This window comes from Achromobacter xylosoxidans, assembly GCF_001457475.1.
GTDB lineage: Bacteria > Pseudomonadota > Gammaproteobacteria > Burkholderiales > Burkholderiaceae_B > Achromobacter > Achromobacter xylosoxidans.
On sequence record NZ_LN831029.1, the window covers coordinates 5,670,430 to 5,690,101 of the forward strand.

19 protein-coding genes are annotated in these 19,672 nt (G+C 69.5%); 8 read left to right on the plus strand and 11 right to left on the minus strand.

All coding sequences use genetic code 11. The annotated features are described in order from the left end of the window. Nucleotides 1-37: 37 nt before the first annotated feature. Nucleotides 38-1,144, plus strand: coding sequence for a porin (locus tag AT699_RS25640; RefSeq protein WP_024070295.1), 1,107 nt, complete (start codon nt 38-40; stop codon nt 1,142-1,144). On the opposite strand, the gene AT699_RS25645 is transcribed toward AT699_RS25640, so the two are convergent. Next, the gene (locus AT699_RS25645; protein ID WP_024070296.1) at nt 1,141-1,929 is read right to left on the minus strand and encodes an AraC family transcriptional regulator; all 789 of its coding nucleotides are present in this window, start codon (nt 1,927-1,929) and stop codon (nt 1,141-1,143) included. The two genes, AT699_RS25640 and AT699_RS25645, sit on opposite strands and share 4 nt — an antisense overlap. A 90-nt stretch (nt 1,930-2,019) precedes the next feature. On the opposite strand from AT699_RS25645, the gene AT699_RS25650 reads away from it, so the two are divergent. Then, entirely contained in the window at nt 2,020-3,186 is a 1,167-nt protein-coding gene (locus AT699_RS25650; protein ID WP_024070297.1) for an MFS transporter, read from the plus strand. A gap of 38 nt (nt 3,187-3,224) precedes the next feature. Here the strand turns inward: AT699_RS25650 and AT699_RS25655 are convergent, their stop codons facing one another. Next, the gene (locus AT699_RS25655; protein ID WP_024070298.1) at nt 3,225-3,923 is read right to left on the minus strand and encodes an ArsR/SmtB family transcription factor; all 699 of its coding nucleotides are present in this window, start codon (nt 3,921-3,923) and stop codon (nt 3,225-3,227) included. A gap of 139 nt (nt 3,924-4,062) precedes the next feature. Between AT699_RS25655 and AT699_RS25660 the strand changes: the two genes are divergently transcribed. Then, entirely contained in the window at nt 4,063-5,385 is a 1,323-nt protein-coding gene (locus AT699_RS25660; RefSeq protein ID WP_081247783.1) for a ParB/Srx family N-terminal domain-containing protein, read from the plus strand. Between the two features lie 13 nt (nt 5,386-5,398). Here the strand turns inward: AT699_RS25660 and AT699_RS25665 are convergent, their stop codons facing one another. After that, on the minus strand, nt 5,399-6,007 hold the full coding sequence (locus AT699_RS25665) for a glutathione S-transferase family protein (protein ID WP_006387357.1): 609 nt from the start codon (nt 6,005-6,007) through the stop codon (nt 5,399-5,401). Between the two features lie 116 nt (nt 6,008-6,123). Between AT699_RS25665 and AT699_RS25670 the strand changes: the two genes are divergently transcribed. Further along, a complete protein-coding gene (locus AT699_RS25670; protein ID WP_054445758.1) occupies nt 6,124-7,128 on the plus strand; it encodes a helix-turn-helix transcriptional regulator in 1,005 nt (334 codons plus the stop codon). Between the two features lie 19 nt (nt 7,129-7,147). On the opposite strand, the gene AT699_RS25675 is transcribed toward AT699_RS25670, so the two are convergent. Beyond that, nucleotides 7,148-7,513: a hypothetical protein gene (locus tag AT699_RS25675; protein ID WP_020926507.1), complete on the minus strand. Its 366-nt coding sequence runs from the start codon at nt 7,511-7,513 to the stop codon at nt 7,148-7,150. 176 nt (nt 7,514-7,689) lie between these two features. On the opposite strand from AT699_RS25675, the gene gvpU reads away from it, so the two are divergent. Next, nucleotides 7,690-8,133: a gas vesicle accessory protein GvpU gene (gene gvpU, locus AT699_RS32030; RefSeq protein ID WP_020926506.1), complete on the plus strand. Its 444-nt coding sequence runs from the start codon at nt 7,690-7,692 to the stop codon at nt 8,131-8,133. Between the two features lie 60 nt (nt 8,134-8,193). On the opposite strand, the gene AT699_RS25685 is transcribed toward gvpU, so the two are convergent. Continuing rightward, nucleotides 8,194-8,991, minus strand: coding sequence for a hypothetical protein (locus tag AT699_RS25685; RefSeq protein ID WP_024070301.1), 798 nt, complete (start codon nt 8,989-8,991; stop codon nt 8,194-8,196). Between the two features lie 423 nt (nt 8,992-9,414). On the opposite strand from AT699_RS25685, the gene AT699_RS25690 reads away from it, so the two are divergent. Together AT699_RS25690 and AT699_RS25695 are read left to right on the plus strand one after the other, a co-directional pair. After that, nucleotides 9,415-10,065 carry a response regulator gene (locus tag AT699_RS25690; RefSeq protein ID WP_035183054.1) on the plus strand — a complete coding sequence of 217 codons (651 nt, stop codon included), beginning with the start codon at nt 9,415-9,417 and terminating at the stop codon, nt 10,063-10,065. A gap of 25 nt (nt 10,066-10,090) precedes the next feature. Continuing rightward, nucleotides 10,091-10,792, plus strand: a complete 702-nt coding sequence (locus AT699_RS25695) for a pentapeptide repeat-containing protein (protein WP_006387354.1) — start codon at nt 10,091-10,093, stop codon at nt 10,790-10,792. A 136-nt stretch (nt 10,793-10,928) separates the two neighbouring features. On the opposite strand, the gene AT699_RS25700 is transcribed toward AT699_RS25695, so the two are convergent. The 3 genes from AT699_RS25700 to AT699_RS25710 all read right to left on the minus strand — a co-directional run bounded on the left by AT699_RS25700 (nt 10,929) and on the right by AT699_RS25710 (nt 14,514). After that, nucleotides 10,929-13,172: a phosphocholine-specific phospholipase C gene (locus AT699_RS25700; RefSeq protein WP_006387353.1), complete on the minus strand. Its 2,244-nt coding sequence runs from the start codon at nt 13,170-13,172 to the stop codon at nt 10,929-10,931. 39 nt (nt 13,173-13,211) lie between these two features. Continuing rightward, nucleotides 13,212-13,370 carry a hypothetical protein gene (locus AT699_RS32035; protein ID WP_020926500.1) on the minus strand — a complete coding sequence of 53 codons (159 nt, stop codon included), beginning with the start codon at nt 13,368-13,370 and terminating at the stop codon, nt 13,212-13,214. Between the two features lie 166 nt (nt 13,371-13,536). Continuing rightward, on the minus strand, nt 13,537-14,514 hold the full coding sequence (locus tag AT699_RS25710) for a bifunctional helix-turn-helix transcriptional regulator/GNAT family N-acetyltransferase (protein WP_024070302.1): 978 nt from the start codon (nt 14,512-14,514) through the stop codon (nt 13,537-13,539). A gap of 71 nt (nt 14,515-14,585) precedes the next feature. Here AT699_RS25710 and AT699_RS25715 point away from each other — a divergent pair, with 71 nt between their 5' ends. Further along, on the plus strand, nt 14,586-15,398 hold the full coding sequence (locus AT699_RS25715; protein ID WP_024070303.1) for a metallophosphoesterase: 813 nt from the start codon (nt 14,586-14,588) through the stop codon (nt 15,396-15,398). Between the two features lie 24 nt (nt 15,399-15,422). On the opposite strand, the gene AT699_RS25720 is transcribed toward AT699_RS25715, so the two are convergent. The 3 genes from AT699_RS25720 to nirB are packed head-to-tail and all read right to left on the minus strand — an operon-like array spanning nt 15,423 to nt 19,659. Then, entirely contained in the window at nt 15,423-16,691 is a 1,269-nt protein-coding gene (locus AT699_RS25720; RefSeq protein WP_024070304.1) for a nitrate- and nitrite sensing domain-containing protein, read from the minus strand. Between the two features lie 11 nt (nt 16,692-16,702). Further along, on the minus strand, nt 16,703-17,107 hold the full coding sequence (nirD, locus tag AT699_RS25725; RefSeq protein ID WP_024070305.1) for a nitrite reductase small subunit NirD: 405 nt from the start codon (nt 17,105-17,107) through the stop codon (nt 16,703-16,705). Next, the gene (nirB, locus tag AT699_RS25730; RefSeq protein ID WP_058207481.1) at nt 17,107-19,659 is read right to left on the minus strand and encodes a nitrite reductase large subunit NirB; all 2,553 of its coding nucleotides are present in this window, start codon (nt 19,657-19,659) and stop codon (nt 17,107-17,109) included. The genes nirD and nirB overlap by 1 nt, the downstream gene beginning before the upstream one ends. Nucleotides 19,660-19,672: the final 13 nt, after the last annotated feature.

Here is a 19,672-nt window from a genome sequence, read left to right on the forward strand (position 1 = left end):
TGTCTCTTCCTTTCCCTTCACTACAGGAGTCCCACGGATGAAAAAGACGCTGCTCGCAGCCGCAATGTTGACCACTTTTGCAGGCGTCGCTCAGGCAGAAACGTCAGTCACTCTCTATGGTGTCATCGACACCGGCATTGGCTACAACAAGATCAAGGGCAATGGCTATGACGGCAGCAAGCTCGGCATGATCAACGGCATCCAGGCCGGCTCCCGCTGGGGCCTGCGCGGATCCGAAGACCTGGGCGATGGCCTGCGCGCCGTGTTCACACTGGAAAGCGGTTTCGATTCGGGCAACGGCACCCGCGGCCAGAGCGGCCGCCTGTTCGGCCGCCAGGCCACCATCGGACTGGCCAGCGACGCCTGGGGCACGATCGAATTCGGCCGCCAGGCCACCGTCGGCTCGAACTACCTGGCCGACATCGATCCCTTCTACACCAGCTACACCCAATCGAACCTGGGCCTGGGTTTCAGCGCGGCCAACACCATGCGCTGGGACAACATGGTGATGTACCGCAGCCCCTCGATGAGCGGCTTCCAGTTCGCCGCGGGCTATTCGTTCAACGTCGACGATACCAACAACGACGAAACCCATTTCCGCACCAACGACAATTCGCGTGGCATCACCGCCGGCCTGCGCTACGTGGAAGGGCCGGTCAACGTCACGCTGACCTACGACCAGCTCAATGGCTCGAACCGCGCGTCGATCGATCATGACGCCACGCCGCGCCAGTACGCGGTGGGCCTGTCGTACGACCTGGAAGTGGTGAAGCTGGCGGCCGCCTATGGCCGCACCACCGACGGCTGGTTCGTCGGCCAGGACCTGCCGGCCGGCACGCCGTTCAGCGACGAGTTCGGCACCAACCGCTACGTCGACGGCTTCAAGGCCAACGCCTACATGCTGGGCGCGACGATGCCGGTGGGCGGGGCCAGCAGCCTGTTCGCGTCGTGGCAGCACGTGTCGCCGTCCAACGATCGCCTGACCGGCGGCGACGCCAACATGAACGTCTGGAGCGTGGGCTACACCTACGACCTGTCCAAACGCACCAACCTGTACGCCTATGGTTCGTACGGCAAGGACTACGCGTTCATCGATGGCCTCAAGAGCACCGCGGCCGGCGTCGGCATCCGCCACGTGTTCTAAGGCGGGGGATCGCGCCGGCGCAGCCGGCGCCCCGGCGGCTCGCCGTAGGCGCGCCGGTACATGGCGATGAAGGCGCTGTCGCTGGCATAGCCCACGGCATGCGCCACCTCGGTCACCGAGGCGCCTTCGGCCAGCCGGGCCCGCGCCATCAACAGGCGGCATTGCGCGCGCCAGCGGGTGAACGACAGGCCGGTTTCGGCCAGGAACACCCGCGCCAGCGTGCGGCCGCTGGCCCCCACCCGCCGGCCCCATTCGTCGATCGACAGCGGGCAGGCCGGATTCTCCAGCAATTCACGCGCGATGGGCGCCAGCCGCCGGTCGCGCGGCATCGGCAGATGCAGCGGCGCCGTCGGCGCCGCCGCCAGCTCGTCCAGCAACGCGCCCACCAGACGCTGGCGCGGCGCATCCAGGGCCGCGTCGGACGGCCATTGCGTCACGCGCACGATCAGTTCGCGCAAGAGCGGATTGACGTCCAGGATCGCCGGCTCCCGTGGCAGGTCCGGGTAGGCGCGCACATCGAAATACAGGCTGCGATAGGCGAACGTGCCCTGCATGGCCGTGCGATGCACGCAACCGGCCGGCAGCCAGGCAGCCTGCAGCGGCGCCAGCTGCCCGACCCGGTCGGCCAGGTACAGCGTCACCCCGCCTTCCGCTTGATAAAGCAATTGGGCGCGCTGGTGCGCGTGCCAGTCCGAGGCATGCTCGCGCGTGTCGATCGCCATGCCCACGATGGGGCAGGCGACGAGGTCGGGGTCCTCGACGGCGGGAAGCGTATAGATGGGCATGTCCGATTGGCGATATTTTATGGCGCGATGTCGTGATTTTGCGCGCCGTGGCGCGCCTACGCTAGCGTCTTTTTGCTTGACGGCGACACCATGTCTTCCCCCTCCTCCTCATCCGGCCCGCGCGCGCTGCCCCCGCCCTGGCTCGTCATTGCGCTGCTGGCGCTGCCGCAGGTCGCCGAGACCATACTCGCGCCCGCGCTGCCTGACCTGGCGCGCCACTGGCGCCTGGATGCCGCGGCCACGCAGCCGGTCATGGGCATCTTCTTCGTCGGCTTTGCCGCCGGGGTGCTGCTGTGGGGCCATCTGGCCGACACCCGCGGGCGCCGCCCGGCGATGCTGGCCGGCCTGGCACTGGGGCTGGCGGGCACCTTGTGCGCGCTGGCCGCGCCGGCCTATCCCTGGCTGCTGGCCGGCCGTTTCCTGCAGGCGCTGGGGCTGGCGGCGTGTTCGGTGGTGACGCAGACCGTGCTGCGTGATTGCCTGGACGGCCCACGGCTGACCCATTACTTCGTCACGCTGGGCACGGTGCTGGCGTGGTCGCCGGCCGTCGGGCCGCTGACGGGCCAGGTGTTGGCCGACGGACACGGCTACGGCGGCGTGCTGGCCGCGATCGCGGTGGTGGTGGCGCTGCTGCTGGGAGCGGTCGCCTGGCGCTGGCGCGAAACCCGGCCGGCGCCGACCGGCGCCGTGCCGCTGGCCGCGCTGGCGCGCCGGATGCTGACCGACGGCGCGTTGCGCCTGGCGGTGCAGCGGGTGGCGGGACTGAACCTGCTGGTATTTTCGTTCTACGCGGCGGGACCGTTCATGACGGGTTCGCTGCCCGGCCTGGGCTTTGGCTGGGTGGGCCTGGGCGTGGCGCTGGCCGGCAGCCTGGGCGCGGCCTGCAACCGCCGCCTGCCCGCGACGGCGAGCGCCGCGATCCGGGTGCGGTATGGCCTGCGCTGCGTCGCGCTGGGCGCGGCGGCGCAGGCGCTGGCCATGGCGTGGCGGCCGCAGCCCGGCTGGCTGTGGGCCGCCGCGGCCTTGCCCGTGTTCATCGGCTACGGCCTGGCGATACCCAATCTGCTGGGACCGGCGCTGCGTCGCTATGGCCATTGCCTGGGCCGCGCCGGCGCATTGTTCGGCCTGGCCTACTACAGCCTGCTGGGACTGGGATTGGCGGCCACGTCGTGGCTGCCGTTCGATACGCCGCTGCCGTTGAGCGCGGCCTGGCTGGCCGTCGCATTGTGGCTGTTGGCGGCGCGTGAACGTGATTAGCGCGGCCAGGCGGCCGGCCACCGCTTGCCAGCCAACCTTTACCGCGTCTGCGGGCGCTGGCGGCCCTTGCGCGCCGGTGGCGCCTCGACCGCCAGCCCCTCTGCGCGCCAGTCGGGAAAACCGGCGTCCAGCCGCCGCGCGCGCAGGCCATGGGCGCGCAGCGCGGTGACGGCATCGGACGACAGCACGCAGAAGGGGCCGCGGCAATAGGCCACGATCTCATGGTCGGCCGGCAGCTCTTCGAGCCGCTTGAGCAGTTCGTCCGCGGGAATGTTGATGGCGCCGGGCAGGTGCCCCTGCGCGAATTCGTCGGCGGGCCGCACGTCGAGCAGCGTCATGCTGCCTTCGCCCAGGCGGCTCAGCAGTTCGTCGCGCGATATGGCTTCGAGTCCGTCGCGCCGGTCCTGGCTGTCGGCCACCAGGCGCCGCATCTCGCCGCGATTGTGCTGCGCCACCGCGTCCAGGGCGTTGAGCAGGCCGGCGATCGGCGCGGAGCCAAGCCGGTAGTACACGTGCTTGCCCTCGCGCCGCGTGACGACGAAGCCGGCGCGGCGCAACTGTTGCAGGTGCTGCGAGGCATTGGCCACCGACAGTCCCGACAATTCGGCCAGCCGCTCGACCGGCCGCTCGCCCTGCGCGATATGCTCCAGCAGGATCAGGCGATGGGCGTTGCCCAGGGTGCGGGCGAGTTCGGCCAATTCGGCGGCAAGGGGGGGCTGGACGGAAGGCGCGGTCATTGGCGGCGATCTTAGCATTGCGCCTGCACCCGTCTGCTCCTTGGACGCCTCCCCGGCATGTCCGCGGCGTGACGATGCAATGAACGCGAAACACGGCGCTGTCATCATTGGATACTTCTCGGATCAACCCCCCAAATCCATGTCCCGCATGCCTGCTTCCGACCTGCCCCGTCCGTTCACCGCTCGCTGGCGCCCCGCGCTGCGGATCCTGGCCCTGGCCACGCTGCCGCTGCTGCTGGCCGCCTGCAACGGCGGCGGCGACGACGATGACGACGACACCAGCCCCCCGGTGGCGCAGAATCCGGCGCCGCCGGCGGACACGCGCAACCAGGCCTACCTGGCGGCCAAGGCCGGCGACGTGATCCAGGTGCGCATCGAGGAACTGCGGCCGACGCAGGCCGCGATCGGCTACGACCAGATCTACTACAAGCTGGGCCGCTGGCAAGGCGACTTCAATCGCGCCACCTGGGCGGCCGACCCGGTCAAGCAACTGGACTACCTGAACCGCACGGTCGGCAAGAAGTTCAGCGACTATTGCGAGGACATGGGCGCCACCACCTCCCAGGCCTTCACATCGATTGCGCAATTGCGGGCGGCGCGCCTGGACCAGCCGGCCACCTTCAGCTGCACCGCCGCCATGGGCGCCGATCCCGCCAACCTGAAGACCGTGGTGGTCGGCTGGGACGGCAATCTGTACCTGACCGACGGCCACCACACCTTCTCGTCGCTGCGCGAGATCGCCGATGGCGGGCCCAAGCTGCCGGTGTGGGTCAAGGTCGATGCCAACTACAGCGGCGTCGGCAGCGCCGCGGCGTTCTGGCAACGCATGGTCGACGAACGCAAGGCCTGGCTGCGCGACGGCCAGAACCAGCCCATCACGGTGGACCAGCTGCCGACGCGGCTGGGCATCGCCAATGCGCAGGAAGCCGGCGGCATGCAGGAAGACCGCTACCGCTCGCTGGTGTACTTCACCCGCGACATCGCCTACAGCAACGGCAACCTGCCGGAGTTCGCGGAATTCCTGTGGGGCGACTGGCTGCGCCGGCAGGTGGCCGGCGGCCAGTTGCCGGGCCTGGACCAGTACGCCATGATGGCGCCGTCCACGCCCGCGCAGATCCTGACCGTGAGCACGCTGAATGCGTCGCTGGCCTCCACCGGCGCCAACGATGGCTACGCCGCCGCGGTGCGCAACGCCGCGCTGAAGATGAGCGCGCTGGCCGACAACGACATCGTGTTCCAGGACCGCACGGCCGCCAGCCTGGGCCGCATCCAGCTGGTGGCGGGCGCCCCCAGCGGCTCGCCCACCAAGAAGGCGCGCGATACGCTCGAAGAACTGCCGCGCAACGACGTCAAGGCCGACGCATCGCCGGAAGGCTCGCCGCGCGGCGCCGGCAAGCTGTGGTTCGCGGTCAACTACCGCGCCTGCGGCAAGCCCGCCGCCGGCACCTGCTGGGGCTGGTAGGCGCGGGGCCGCCTCAGCGGTCGACCTGCATGGCCGGCCGCGCCTGCACCTTGCCCAGCCAGGCCTGCACCTTGGGGTGGGCCGCGATCGGCGCCCCCAGCATCGCGCTGTAGCCGATCACCGACCCCACCACCAGGTCGGCCAGCGAATACTCGGCGCCCAGCATCCACGGCTGGCGCGCCAGGTGGCCCTCCAGCACCGCCAGCAGCGAATCCAGGTCTGCCAGCGCCCGCTCCGCCTGGCGCGGATCGCGTTGGCCTTCATCGCCATGGCCGAGGTGGAACAGGCGCCACAGCACCGCGCCATACGACACATAGGACCACGCGCACCAGGACATGGCGGCCAGCCGTTGCGGCGTGCCCGCGGCGGGCCACAGGCCGCGCTCGACGCCCCAGTGCTCGCCCAGCCACAGCTGGATCGCCAGCGCCTCGAACAGCGGCGCGCCGTCCACGGTCAGCGTCGGCACCTTGCCGTTCGGATTGATCGCCAGGAACTCGGGCCGGCGCTGTTCGCCGGCGCGGATGTCGACCTTCACGCGTTCGTGCGGGACTTGCAGCTCGGCCAGGGCGGCGGCGATCGGGGAGGCGCTGGACTGGGGGTGCCAATAGAAGACGATGGACATGAAGAACTCCGGTTTTCAGGGATTCCCGCCGCGGCCCCATGGCCGCTGGCGATGGCGTGAACTGTAGAATCCATTGCGGACAGTTTCCGCCCTCGATTCGTTTTATCGTCACCGCCATGCTCGCTTCCAGCAACCGACTCCTGCGCCTGCTTTCCCTGCTGCAGACCCGCCGCCACTGGGCCGGCGGCGAACTGGCGCAGACGCTGGAAATCCACCCCCGCACATTGCGGCGCGACATCGACAGGCTGCGCGAGCTGGGCTACCCGATCCAGGCCAGCAGCGGCGTGGCGGGCGGTTATGCGTTTCGCGCGGGCAACGCCCTGCCGCCTTTGCTGCTGGATGACGACGAGGCGCTGACGGTGGCGATCACGCTGCGCACCGCGGCCACCGGTTCGGTGGGTGGCGCCGAGGAAGCGGCGTTGCGCGCGCTGGTGAAACTGGAACAGGTCATGCCTGCCAGGCTGCGCCACAAGGTGGATGCGCTGCGCACGGCGCTGGTGCCGGTGCCGCGCGCCGGTCCGCTGATCGATGCCAGCCAGCTGGCCGCCCTGGCTGCCGCCTGCCGCGACCAGCTGCGCGTGCATTTCGACTATACCGACGGCCGTGGACAGGCCACCAGCCGCCAGGTCGAGCCGCAGGGGCTGGCCCATACGGGCTATCGCTGGTATCTGGTGGCGTGGGATCCGGCGCGCGCGGACTGGCGCACCTTCCGGCTCGATCGTATCGCGGGCGCAGTGACCCCGGGCGCGCATTTTGCGCCACGCCCGCCGCCCGATGGCGGCGACCTGCGCGCCTACGTGGCGCGATCGGTGGGGCAGGCCGCCAACGGCGAAGAGGCGCGCATCGTCCTTCATGCCACGCGCGCGGCGATGACCGCGCGCATTCCGGCAGCCGTCGGCGAGATCGACGCCCTGGACGACGATCGCTGCCTGCTACGCTGCTCGGGCCAGTCGCTGGATGCGCTGGCGTACTGGCTGATGGCCTTGGAAGTGGAGTTCGATGTGCTGGCGCCCGCCGCGCTGGCGTTGCGCCTGCGCACCGCGGCAGAGCGCGTCGCGCGCATGCTGCAACGGCGGGAGACCGCGCCGGGCAGCCTGCCGGACGGCCCTGCCGGCGGCTGACGGCCCGGGCCGGGCGCGCTCAGCCGGCGTGCTCGACCTGCCTGGCCTGTTCGGCCTTGGCCAATTGCTGCAGGACCAACGATACCTTTTCCGCGACCTTGAGCTTGTCGGCCGCGGACATGGCGTCGTATTCCGCCTTGGAAATGCCGAGCGATGCCAGCGCGGCGTAGAACATCTTTTCCTGCAGCGACATGGAAGCGTAGTCCATGAACTCGCGCTCGGCGGCCGACGCGACCGGCGCCGCTCCCTTGACGCCACCGGCCAGGGCCGAAGCGCCGCGTTGCTGCGCGTCGGTGAACGCCGCGCGGAACGCATCGCCGCTGGCGGCATCAGACGTACGGAAGCCGGCCCGGTTGGCGGCGTTACTGGCATTCACGGCGATCATGGGGAAACCTTTATGCGGGTCATCTCGATGGTCCGCAAGTTACCCCGTCCAACGGCCGGCCGAAGCGCCGGACTGAGGGCCGATCCGGTTGCTTATCCGTAGATTGCGGCCCGTGCGCGCCGGCTGCCGTTCGAGTATCTTGTGACTCCCACGCACATACCGGAGCGCGCGCCGCCATGAGTCTCGACCCGAACCCCACTTCCCTCCCTTCCGCCTCCGTCGCCCCGCCCGCCGACGTGTTCCTGCAATTCCTGGTGAACCTGGTGAACAACGGCGGCCAGCTCAAGAGCATCGGCGTCACGTTGCAGATGGGCGGCATGCTGGTGTCGGGTTCGATCGTGTCGGGCGCGGAGTATTTCGACCGCTTCGCCGAAACCTTCTCCGACTCGCTCTCCGACATGGACACACAGGCGCGCCAATCGGTGCGCACGTCGCTGGCGGAACTGGGCGACGTGTTCCGCCTGCCGCAGCCGGCCGAGCCCCTGCCCAACTACATCCACCTGGTGGATGCGCTGTTCTTCACCGCCGACGGCACGCCGATCGCCGGCCAGCCCACGCTCTGGCGTGGCCGCAGCAGCGCGGTGGACGGTTTCATCCTGGGCCGCCTGCAGTCCGAATAAGCCGTGCCAACCGGGGCCGGCGTGGGCCGAAGACGCCGCCGCGCCCCGCCGGGCTGCCGGTCAGCGCTCGGTCCAGCTGGGCCGGGCGGTGCAGGCATGGAAGCTTCGCCAGGCATCGCCGTCGGCCTGCAACCAGACGTCCAGGCATTGCGCGCTGATCGGCGCCGACAGGACCGTGCCGCGGAACAGCAGGCCGGGCCGCGGCCGCAGCCAGACGAAATCGTGCATGTCTTCGATGTCGTCGATCGTCACCTGCAGCTTGGCGGCCGTCGCGCATTCCATGAGGGAGTCGAAGCGGCGCTGCAGCGCGCGGTCGGCGCCAAGGCCGCGAGGAATGCGCAGTGTCAGGCCGGTCACGCGCATGACACCGCTGGCCACCGGCTTGCCGCCGCAACTGGCCGGCAGCAGCCGCGCGCGCAGGCTGGCGCGGAATTCGGTGTGGCAGGCCAGCACGTGCGCCTGCGGCAGCAGACGCCGGAACAGCGGCACGCTGAAGGTCAGGCGCCGGGTGGCCAGTTGCAGCGGCGTGTTGCCGGCCGCCGGGCCAAGGCAGAGATGATCGCGCGACACGCTGATATCGAGATCGGCGCACAGCCGCCGCGCCACGTCGGTGCCGTCCGGCACGGTCAACGCGTGTTCGAAGGACAGGTCGAGCGGGGCGGGCAGCCTGGCCGCGAAGGCCACCGCGGCCCGCAGGCGGGCCCGCTGCGCCATGAGGCCCGGGCTGCCGCTGCGCAACGGCGTGATGCTGTCCGCGACCGCGTATTCATGCACCTGGCCCTGCGCCGTGAACACGGGCTGGAACCGCAGGAACAGGGATTCCTCGCGTGGCGGCCAACGGCGAGCGGCATCACGCATGGCGCGGCCTGGCCGCAGATGCCGGCCAGGAACGGCGCGCGGGGGGAAACATCATGGAACCTCGTGTGAGCGCGGTGGCGCCGGGATTCCGGCCGCGGCGCGGCGGGCGGAAGACAGAATCTGGTACGAGGACGATGTTGCCAAAGGCACAGCGGCGATTGAACAAGAAAATTCTCAATCGCGGCGCGCGCACACCGCGGGAGCGGCGGGGCCACCGCTGGCCCCGGCGATCGCCTCACGCCCGAGCGAACGGATCAAGCGACAATGACTGTCCCCAATTTTTGAGATTCTTCTTATGGTCCGAATCCGCAAACGTCGATACGATTCCGTCTTACGCCCTGGCTTCGAAACATTTTGGTTCAAGTCCGGATCCTGGTGCAGAATAATCCGTATGCCGTCCCGGCCAACCTGACTGCGCCTCGCATGCAAAGACTCCGCATCGTCATCGCCGATGACCATCCGCTCGTGCTGATGGGCATGACCGACCTGCTGAACAAGGACCTGAGCTTCGACGTCGTGGCGACGCTGGCCAGCCCCACCGCGCTGGTGGAGCACATGAAGCGCGATCTGCCGCAAGTCGTCATCACCGATTATTCGATGCCGGGCGACGAGATCTACGGCGACGGCATCCGCCTGGTCAAGTACCTGATCCGCCACTTTCCCGGCGCCCGCATCGTCGTGCTGACCATGGTGTCCAATCCCATGATCATTTCGGCGCTGTACGACGCCGGCGTCGAGGCCGTGGTGTTCAAGCGCGACGACCTGGGCGAGATCGTCACCGCGCTGCACGCGCTGCAGCTGGGCCGCAAATACTATCCTCCCGGTTTCCAGCGCGAGGGTTCGCTGGCCGCGCGCCACAAGTTCATCGGCGAGCGCATCAACAGCCTGTCGCCCAAGGAATTCGAGGTGCTGCGGCATTTCATCCGCGGCGAATCGATGATGCAGGTGGCCGACAGCCTCAAGCGCAGCGTCAAGACCGTCAGCGGCCAGAAGATCTCCGCCATGCGCAAGCTGAACGTGCAGACCGACCAGGAACTGGTCGCCTTCTGTGTCGAAAGCGGCATGTTCCAATAAGGGTTCGAACAACCCGATTGAGTAGATGGGCATGACGCAGCAATCCATGGACGTCGTCAGCGGCCTGGCGGTGGACCGCCAGGCCATGCAGGCGATGATCGACCAGGCGCAGGATAGGCCGCTGGCCTTCGAGGATTGCGATTTCGAGCAAGCCGACTTTTCCCGGCTGGACCTGCGCGGCGCCCGCTTCACCGCCTGCGCCATCGCCGGCGCCTCGTTCCAGGGCGCCACGCTGGCCGACACCGTCTGGCGGCGCTGCCGTGGCGGGCACGCCGTCTTCGCCTCGGCCGATGCCAGCGACGCGATCTTCGAGCATTGCGACCTGAACAACGCCAGCTGGCGCCGCGCGCGGCTGGCGGCGGCCCGCTACACCGGCTGCAAACTCACGGGCGCCGACTTCGACGGCATCGCCTGCCTGGGCTGGACGCTGGAGGACTGCCTGCTGGTGGGCGCGCTGGTGCGCGGCATCTCGTTTCGCAAGAGCGAATTGCGGCAGCTGGACTTTTCCGATGCCGACCTGAGCGGCAGCGACCTGCGCGATACGGTGTTCCACGGCGGCAGCCTGCGCCATGCCACCCTCAAGAACGTGCGCTTCGAGGGCGCCGACCTGCGCGAGGCCGACCTGGGCGGCATCGACCTGTCAGCGGCCGCCAGGCTGGCCGGGGCGGTGATCTCCAAGACCCAGGCGGCGGCGCTGCTGGCGGAACTGCGCATCACCGTCATCTGACGCCGGCTCCCTGCGCATGCGCCAGGCGGGGGCTGGCCGCCGACAGGCCAGCCACCGGCCAAGCCACCGGGCCGGCTGCCCATGCGCACCGACGAGGACATGGCGGCGGACTTCCGCGTCTGAGCGCGCCCCTGCGTCAGGCGCCGGACAGGCCCATGGCCGGATCGCTTACCGTGTGCGCGCCGGTCTCGACGCGACCGGCGAAGCGGCGATAGAACGCCGGGTCGCTGGAGCAGGTGACGGCAAAGTCGTACCACTGGCCGCTGGCCGCCAGCGTCCAGTGGCGGGAGGCCTTGCCGCCGCCCGCCACCTCCAGCGCCACCGGCGCGTCCTGGCGATAAGCCTGCGGCGTGACGGTGAAGGTGCAGGCCTGGGCGCCGGTGTTGAGGAACTCGGCATAGACCTCGCCATTGGCGATGTCGTAACAGACCCTGATCTCGGGCAGCGAGCCGCTGTCGGCGATGCGGTTGGTGTCGCCCTTGAAGTGGCGGTGATAGCCATTGGGGCCCAACACCCACAGGTCGTACATGCCCAGGTTGTCCTGCAGCGCGTTCCAGGTGTCGGACAGCGTCTTGCCGGCCTCGACCATGTAGCGGCGCGGCAGCCGGTCCAGGTGATAGCGGTCGTAGACGTGGAACACCGCGCCCTGCGTGCCGCCGTTGGCGAACAGCAGTTCCACCGTGCCGGCCGCGGCGCAGCGCGCGCTGGTGTGCAGTTCGTACGGCAGGGCCCGCGACGGGCGCGTGCCGCTGGCCTGCAACGGCAGCTGCATGTCGGTGGGCAGCGGCATCTGCGGCAGGGCTTCCTGCGCGGTGCGCAACTGATCGGCCGCGGCGCGCGTGGCGCGCCCGGCCAGCGTGGGCAGCGCCTCGGTGTTGGGCGTCTTGAAGTTGAAGGCGCTGGTCAGGTCGCCGCAGACCGCGCGGCGGAACGGGCTGATGTTGGGCTCGGCCACGCCGAAGCGCGCTTCCAGGAAACGCAGCACCGAGGTGTGGTCGAACACCTGCGAGTTGACCCAGCCGCCGCGGCTCCACGGCGAGATCACGTACATCGGCACGCGCGGGCCGGGCCCATAGACGCGGCCGTCCTTGGCCGCCGGCTGGGTGGTGCTGCCGGCGGGCGAGGCGTGCGTGAAGTACTCGAACGTCATGTCGGCGTCGGCCAGCGTGGTCTTGCCGGCCAGGCCGCCGCCGGCATCGCGCGACGGCGCGGACGGCGACGGCACGTGGTCGAAGTAGCCGTCGTTCTCGTCGAAGTTCACCAGCAGCACCGTCTTGCTCCAGACCTCGGGCACGGCGGTCAGCGCGTCCAGCACTTCCTGCAGGAACCAGGCGCCCTGCACCGGACTCGACGGGCCGGGATGTTCGCAGTAGATCGAGGGCGCGTTCATCCAGCACACTTGCGGCAGCCTGCCTTCGCGGATATCGCGCTTGAAGGCGTCCAGGTAGTTTTCGGGCGCCGTGCCCGGCAGCGTGTTGGCGATGCCCTTGTAGAGCGGATTGGCGGCGTTGTCGGTGGCGGGGTCGTACGCCTTGTACGGCAGCGCCTGGCCGGTGTTGGCGTAGGGCACGCCGGGCTCGCCGCCGCTGGAGACCGGATAGCCGGAATTCACGTTGGCCTGGCGGAAGGCGCGGAACGCGCCCAGCATGTTGTCGCCCCATTCATCGGGCATGTTCTGGTACGAAATCCAGCTGACACCAGCCTGTTCCAGCCGCTCGGCGTAGGTCATCCAGGTGTAGCCGGTGTTGACATTGGCGGGCAGGCCGTCGATCCAGTCCCATTCGTTGTTGACGAAAGCGGTGTTGGTGGGCACCGCGCCGTTGGTGCCGGTCAGGTGGAACGCGCGGTTGGCGTCGGTGCCGGTGTGCATGGAACAGTGATAGGCGTCGCACAGCGTGAAGGCATTGGCGAGCGCGAACTGGAACGGGACCTCGCGTTCCTTGAAGTAGCCCATCGAGATGTCGTTCTTGTGCGTGGGCCATTGCGCCATGCGGCCGCCGTCCCAGGCGCGTTGGCTGTCGTCCCAGCTGTGCGGGGTGCCGGCGGCGCGCTGCGCGTTGTGGCTGGTGCCATCGATGTGGAACGGCGTCAGCACGGCGCCATTGGCGCGCTGCTGCTGCCAGACCTTGCGGCCATTGGCGAGCGGAATCGGAAAGCGGTCGCCGAAGCCGCGCACGCCCTTGAGCGTGCCGAAGTAATGGTCGAACGAGCGATTCTCCTGCATCAGGATGATCACATGCTCGACATCCTTGATGGTGCCGGTGGCGTTGTTGGCGGGGATGGCGAGGGCGCGGCGGATGCTGGGCGGAAAGGCGGCCAGCGCGGCGGCGGCAAAGCCCGCGCCGGCGGCGGTCTGGAGGAAATTGCGGCGGGAGGTCATCGTTGTACTCGGAATCGTTGGGGTCGGCGCAACCGCCGCTTACGGCGCGCAACGCAACTGCGGCGCGGGCTTGGGTTGTTCGGTGGCCGGCGGCGGCGCGGGATCATCCGAGGAATCGTCGTCGCCGCCACAGGCGACGAGCGTGGCGGCGGCGAGCAGGACCGCGGCAAGGGTTCTTGCGAGACTCGTGGAGGGCATGGGGAGGTTCTTGGAAAAGAGGAGGACCGACCTTGCCGCGAAGCATCGGCAAGACCCCAGCGAGTCTAGGAATGCGAAGTGACAGCGCCGTGAAAGCAGGCGCGTCAATGCCGGCCGCGGCGCGTGCGCGCGGCCTCAGTGTGTGTCCAGATGCGTCAGCGCGGAATCAACGCGCGCGGCGGCTGAAGCGCTGTTCGACCACCACGCCGCCCCATTGCGTGCCTTCGGCTTCCTGCGTCAGCACGAAGCCCGCCGACTCATAGAGATGGCGCGCGGCGTCCAGGCCCTTGAAGGTCCACAGATACGTTTCGTCAATATCGAGCGCGTCGACGAAGGCCATGGCGCGCGCCAGCAAGGCCCGCCCCACGCCCATGCCGCGCAGCGACTCGTCGACGATGAACCAGCGCAGGTGCGCGCTGCGCGCCGCGAGGTCGCCGTCGATGGCGATGGAGGCCAGCGTGCGGTTGCCGTCGGTGTAGCGCCACAGGTTCCTGCCGGGCGCGGGCAGGCTTTCGGCGAAGGCCGCCAACCCCGTGGCCACCAGGCGCTCGAACACCACGCCGAAGCCGGCGGCCTGGGCGTAGTAGCGCGCGTGCAGCGCGGCCACATCGCCGATACAGCCCGACGCGTAGCCTTCCTGGATCTGCGACTCGATCGCGTCGCTGGCCTGCGCGGCGCGGGTGTTGGGGTTCTCGCGCGACAAGGCGTCGGCATACAAGGAAAGGTAGCGCACCAGGATTTCCTGGTCGGGCGGCGCCAGTTGCCGCAGCGCACGCGAGACTTGCTCGGTGGCGAACTGGTCGATGCGGTTGCGCAGGTCCAGGCCGGCGGGCGTGAGCGACAGGCGCGAGGCGCGCGCGTCGCCGCTGTCGCTCTCGCGCGCCACCAGGCCGGCCGCTTCCAGCTTGGCCACCTGGCGGCTGGTGTTGGATTTGTCCAGCCGCAGCACCAGCGCCAGGTCGCGCGCCTGGATGCCGGGCTGCAGGCCGATCTCGATGATGGCGTGCACCGCCGAGGGCGCCAGGTCGCTGCCGGCCAGCGACGGCCGCATGAAACCCAGTTCGCGCACCAGCTTGCGCGAGAATTCCCGCAGGTCGCGGATGGTCTGTTCCCGGGATCGGGTGGGAAAATCGATAAGATCCATGATGACGCGTCCTGAAGTTGCGGGTCGCAACCAATTTACTTGCGAATCGCAACCAAAACAAGCCCCGGCCCATGAAAATTCAATTGCTGTCCGATCTGCACCTGGAGTCCGATCCCGGCTTCGTCGCCCATCCCATCCCCGGCGCGGACCTGCTGGTGCTGGCCGGCGACATCGGTTCGTACCAGCAGCGGTCCCGGCTGACCACGGACGACTTCGGCCTGGGCCGCTATGCGCCACGCAACGGCTGGCCCACGCCCGTGGTCTACGTGCCCGGCAACCATGAATACGACAACCTCGATTTCGACGAAACCCATGAACGCCTGCAAACGCTTTGCCAACAACTGGAAATCCAGTGGCTGGAACGCGAAACGCGGGTCATCGATGGCGTGCGCCTGGTGGGCACCACGCTGTGGACCGATTTCGACGCGCTGGCCGCGCCCGGCGACACCTTGACGCAGGTGCTGGCCAAGCGCGGCAAGGCCTTCCGGGCCGCCGATTTCTACCTGGAGAAGGCGCAGATGCGGCGCCATGGCGCGCCCTTCATGGCCGAGCAGATGCGCGAACAGGGCCTGGCCTGCCAGGCCTGGCTGGAACAGGCGCTGCGCACGCCCTTCGACGGCCCGACGCTGGCCATCACCCACTTCGCGCCCAGCCTGGCCAGCGCCGATCCGCGCTACGGCGTCACGCCGGGCACGGCCGGCTTCTGCAACGCGCTGGACGGCCTGCTGCCGCTGGCGGACGTCTGGATGCACGGCCACCTGCACTGTCCGCTGGACTACGTGAAGGACGGCTGTCGCGTGGTGGCCAATCCGCTGGGCTACGCCAGGAAGGGCGAACAGGACGGCTTCCTGCCCGACGCGCTGTGGGAGGTGCCGGCGGCGTAGCCGCGCAGCGCGCCTTTCCGCCATTCAGCCCTGGGCCTCGTCCAGCTCGGCCAGCACCTGCCGCGCGACGTCGTCGAGCGAGCGCCGCCGGTCCATCGCCACGCGCTGCAATTGATCGTGCGCGGCCTGCTCGCTCAGGCCGTGGCGGCTGACCAGCAACCACTTGGCGCGCTCGACCCGGCGCCGTTCCTCCAGCGCGCCGCGGGCCAGCGCCAGCGCATCGTCCGACTGCCGCAACCGCTGCGCCTGTTCCCGCATCAGGTCGAGGATGGACCGTTCCATGGCCTCGCCCACGCCATCCTGCGGCGGCACGTCGAGAATACGGCCCTGCAACTGGAACAGCATGGCCGGCGCCGCGTCGCTGGCGTGGTCGGCGAAACGGCTGAGCAGCAGCCGGTGGTTGTCGAGCTCGGCGCGGGTCTCGACGATGCGGCGATGGCATTGCAGGGTCAGGGCCTCGGCCAGCAGGCTCTCGACCGCGCGCATGGCGTCGATGCGTTCGGTGCAAAGGCCGAACCACAGCTCGGCCAGGCCGGCGTCGACGCGTTCGGCCTCGGAGGTGCGCAGCGCCATGTCGCGCAAGCGCAGCACCGGGCCGCCGCCCTGCTCCAGCCGCTCCCACGCCGCCAGCGCATCCGCGCCGGCGTACTGCGCGAAGCTGTCGAAGCAGCGCTTCTGCAGGTCCGCCAGTTCCAGCAGGCGGGCCTTTTGCGATTCGGTGAAGTAGCCGGCGGTGTAGCCCATGACGCCATAGGCGCGCTCCTGGCCGCACAGCTCCTTGCCCTGCATGAAATTGAGCAGCGCCACCAACAGGCGCGTGACGCCCGCGTCCAGCGACGAATCGGCGGCTTCGAACACCAGCGCGAACAGGCTGGCGATGAGCCGCGTGAAGACCGCGCCGGCGTCTTCCGCCGCCACGCGGCGGTCGCGGATGGCGCGGCGCGTGCGCGGCAGTTCGTCCAGGCGGTACAGCGCGTACGCGATACAGTTGAGCAGGCGCGCCTTGCCGGCGCTGCGGGTGGCATCCGGCTCCAGCCGGTCGAGGAAGCGGCGCACTTCTTCCTCGACCGCGCAGGCGTCGGAACTGAGGCCCGCCAGCGTCTGGCGAAGCGTTTCCTGGCCGCCGCACAGATACAGGTTGGACGAGCCCCGTTCCTTCTGCAGCACGTGCACCAGCTTGCTGACCAGGGTGGCCAGTTCGCAGGTGGCCGCCAGGGCCTCGAGCCCGTGCAGCTCGCTGCGGCGCGCCGCCAGCAGGAAGCGCAGGGTCGAGGGCATGGCGTGTTCGGACATGGCGGGCATCCTCACCGCGCGGCGGGCGGCCGGACTTCAACGGCGTCGCCATTGAAGCGCACAGGCCAGGCCCGCAGCGATTGTTCGGGGTATTCGACACAGGCGCCGTCGCGCAGCCGGAAGTGCTGCTTGTACAGCGGCGAGGCCACCACCAGCTCGCCGGCCAGGTGGCCGACGATGCCGCGGCCGATGACGTTGGCGCCCGATTTCGGGTCGCGGTTGTCGAGGGCGTAGAGCGTTTCGCCGGCAACGGCGGGCAGATAGAACAGGGCCACCTGGCGGCCGTCCACCAGCGCCACCACGCCGGAATCGGCGACCAGGTCGCGGCGGGTGCAGGCGGGGCGCCAAGACGCGGCGTCGGGCGTGGCGTCACGTGCGGTCTCCGGGCGCAGGGCAATCACGGCATTCGAACGCATCAGGCAAGCTCCTCGGCGATGGGAATCACGCGCGCGGCCGGCGCCGGGCGCGGCTGGCCGCGCTCCTGCACGAAGCGGATGTCCGGATCCGCCGCGGCGTCGTTGACGAAGGTGCGGAAACGCTTGAGCTTTTCCGGGTCGGACAGGGCGTTGGCCCATTCGCATTCATAGCGGTCCACCACCAGCTGCATCTGCGCCTCCAGTTCGGCGCCCAGCCCCAGGCTGTCGTCGATGACCACGGCCTTCAGGTAATCCAGGCCGCCTTCCAGCGACTCGCGCCAGACCGAGGTGCGCTGCAGCTTGTCGGCGGTGCGGATGTAGAACATCAGCAGGCGGTCGATGTAGCGGATCAGGGTGGCGTCATCCAGGTCCTGGGCGAACAGTTCGGCGTGGCGCGGCCGCATGCCGCCGTTGCCGCACACGTACAGGTTCCAGCCGTTCTCGGTGGCGATGACGCCGATGTCCTTGCTTTGCGCCTCGGCGCATTCGCGGGTGCAGCCGGAGACCGCGAACTTGAGCTTGTGCGGGGCGCGCAGGCCCTTGTAGCGGTCTTCGATGCGCAGCGCCATGGCGACGCTGTCCTGCACGCCGTAGCGGCACCAGGTGCTGCCGACGCAGGACTTCACGGTGCGGGTGGACTTGCCGTAGGCGTGGCCGGTCTCGAAGCCGGCGGCGATCAGTTCGGCCCAGATGTCCGGCAGCTCGTGCAGCTGCGCGCCGAACAGGTCGATGCGCTGGCCGCCGGTGATCTTGGTGTAGAGCTTGTACTTCTTGGCCACCGCGCCGATCGCGATCAGGCCGTCGGGCGTGACCTCGCCGCCCGGGATGCGCGGCACCACCGAATAGGTGCCGTTCTTCTGCATGTTGGCCATGAAGGTGTCGTTGGTGTCCTGCAGCGGCACCAGGTGAGGATCCTGGATCGGGCGATTCCAGCACGAGGCCAGGATCGACGCCACGGTCGGCTTGCACAGGTCGCAGCCGACGTGGCCGCGGCCGTGGCGCGCCAGCAGTTCCTCGAACGATTCGATGCCCTGCACCCGCACGATGGCGTAGAGCTCCTGGCGGGTGTAGGCGAAGTGCTCGCACAGGCTCTTGTCCACCGCGACGCCGCGGCTCGCCAGTTCGTGTTCCACCACCTGCTTGAGCAGGGCCGCGCAGCCGCCGCAGCCGGTGGCGGCCTTGGTGCAGGCCTTGACGCCGGCGACGTCGGCGCAGCCGCCGTCCAGCGCGTCACAGATGGCGGCCTTGCTGACGTTGTGGCACGAACAGATGGTGGCGCTGGCCGGCAGCGCGCCGGCGCCCAGTACGGGCGCGCCCTGGCCAACGGGCAGGATCAGGCTGGCCGGGTCGGCCGGCGGCGCGATGCCGTTCTGCGCGTATTGCAGCAGGGTGTCGTAGTAGCTGTTGTCGCCCACCAGCACCGCGCCCAGCACGCGCTTGCCGTCGGCCGACACCACCAGGCGGCGGTACGAGGCGCCGGCCTCGTCGATGTAGCGGTAGCTGCGCGCGCCCGGCGTGGCGCCGTGGGCGTCGCCGATCGAGCCCACGTCCACGCCCAGCAGCTTGAGCTTGGTCGACATGTCGGCGCCGGCGAACGGCGCGCCGGCCTCGCCGCAGAGGTCGGCGGCGACCACGCGCGCCATCTGGTAACCGGGCGCGACCAGGCCGAAGATGGCGCCGTCGAACGCGGCGCATTCGCCGATGGCGTAGATCGACGCATCGCTGCTGCGGCAGTGGCCGTCGACCGCGACGCCGCCGCGCTCGGCCACCGTCAGGCCCGCCTGGCGCGCCAGGCCGTCGCGCGGGCGGATGCCGGCCGAGAACACGATCAGGTCGGTCTCCAGCGGCGCGCCTTCGGCGAAGCGCATGCGGTAGCGGTATTGCGTGCCTTGCTTGATTTCCTGCGTGGCGCGCGACAGGTGCACGCCCACGCCCAGCGCCTCGATGCGCGCCTTGAGCGCCGCGCCGCCGGCCTCGTCCAGCTGCACCGGCATCAGGCGCGGCGCGAACTCGACCACGTGCGCCTCCAGCCCGAGCGACTTGAGCGCGTTGGCGGCCTCCAGGCCCAGCAGGCCGCCGCCCACCACCACGCCGCGCCGGGCGCCATCGGCCGCCGCGCGGATCTGGTCCAGGTCGTCGAGCGTGCGGTACACCAGGCGCGAGGCTCCTTCGGCGCCGGCGATCGGCGGCACGAAGGGATAGGAGCCGGTGGCCAGCACCAGCTTGTCGTAGCCATGGCTGCCGTCGGCCGTCACCACCTGGCGCGCGTGGCGGTCGATGCGCAGCACCGGCGCGCCCAGCCGCAGCGACAGGCCGGGCCGTTCATAGAACGCGGCATCGCTCATGGCCATCGACTCGGCGTCGCGCCCGCCCATGTACTCGGACAGGTGCACGCGATCGTAGGCGCGCCGGCTCTCTTCGCCGAACACCAGGATGCGGTAGCGCGCCAGCGCGCCGCGCTCGATCAGTTGCTCGACGCAGTGATGGCCGACCATGCCGTTGCCGATGACGATCAGGGTCTGCATGGAAGTCGTGGAGGTCGCTGTGCTCATGGGTCTATCCAGG

Excerpts from the sequence above, each read along its gene's own strand:
- AT699_RS25640 (WP_024070295.1), top strand. The coding sequence starts at position 38 with ATGAAAAAGACGCTGCTCGCAGCCGCAATGTTGACCACTTTTGCAGGC.
- AT699_RS25645 (WP_024070296.1), bottom strand. The coding sequence starts at position 1,929 with ATGCCCATCTATACGCTTCCCGCCGTCGAGGACCCCGACCTCGTCGCC.
- AT699_RS25650 (WP_024070297.1), top strand. The coding sequence starts at position 2,020 with ATGTCTTCCCCCTCCTCCTCATCCGGCCCGCGCGCGCTGCCCCCGCCC.
- AT699_RS25655 (WP_024070298.1), bottom strand. The coding sequence starts at position 3,923 with ATGACCGCGCCTTCCGTCCAGCCCCCCCTTGCCGCCGAATTGGCCGAA.
- AT699_RS25660 (WP_081247783.1), top strand. The coding sequence starts at position 4,063 with ATGTCCCGCATGCCTGCTTCCGACCTGCCCCGTCCGTTCACCGCTCGC.
- AT699_RS25665 (WP_006387357.1), bottom strand. The coding sequence starts at position 6,007 with ATGTCCATCGTCTTCTATTGGCACCCCCAGTCCAGCGCCTCCCCGATC.
- AT699_RS25670 (WP_054445758.1), top strand. The coding sequence starts at position 6,124 with ATGCTCGCTTCCAGCAACCGACTCCTGCGCCTGCTTTCCCTGCTGCAG.
- AT699_RS25675 (WP_020926507.1), bottom strand. The coding sequence starts at position 7,513 with ATGATCGCCGTGAATGCCAGTAACGCCGCCAACCGGGCCGGCTTCCGT.
- gvpU (WP_020926506.1), top strand. The coding sequence starts at position 7,690 with ATGAGTCTCGACCCGAACCCCACTTCCCTCCCTTCCGCCTCCGTCGCC.
- AT699_RS25685 (WP_024070301.1), bottom strand. The coding sequence starts at position 8,991 with ATGCGTGATGCCGCTCGCCGTTGGCCGCCACGCGAGGAATCCCTGTTC.
- AT699_RS25690 (WP_035183054.1), top strand. The coding sequence starts at position 9,415 with ATGCAAAGACTCCGCATCGTCATCGCCGATGACCATCCGCTCGTGCTG.
- AT699_RS25695 (WP_006387354.1), top strand. The coding sequence starts at position 10,091 with ATGGGCATGACGCAGCAATCCATGGACGTCGTCAGCGGCCTGGCGGTG.
- AT699_RS25700 (WP_006387353.1), bottom strand. The coding sequence starts at position 13,172 with ATGACCTCCCGCCGCAATTTCCTCCAGACCGCCGCCGGCGCGGGCTTT.
- AT699_RS32035 (WP_020926500.1), bottom strand. The coding sequence starts at position 13,370 with ATGCCCTCCACGAGTCTCGCAAGAACCCTTGCCGCGGTCCTGCTCGCC.
- AT699_RS25710 (WP_024070302.1), bottom strand. The coding sequence starts at position 14,514 with ATGGATCTTATCGATTTTCCCACCCGATCCCGGGAACAGACCATCCGC.
- AT699_RS25715 (WP_024070303.1), top strand. The coding sequence starts at position 14,586 with ATGAAAATTCAATTGCTGTCCGATCTGCACCTGGAGTCCGATCCCGGC.
- AT699_RS25720 (WP_024070304.1), bottom strand. The coding sequence starts at position 16,691 with ATGTCCGAACACGCCATGCCCTCGACCCTGCGCTTCCTGCTGGCGGCG.
- nirD (WP_024070305.1), bottom strand. The coding sequence starts at position 17,107 with ATGCGTTCGAATGCCGTGATTGCCCTGCGCCCGGAGACCGCACGTGAC.
- nirB (WP_058207481.1), bottom strand. The coding sequence starts at position 19,659 with ATGAGCACAGCGACCTCCACGACTTCCATGCAGACCCTGATCGTCATC.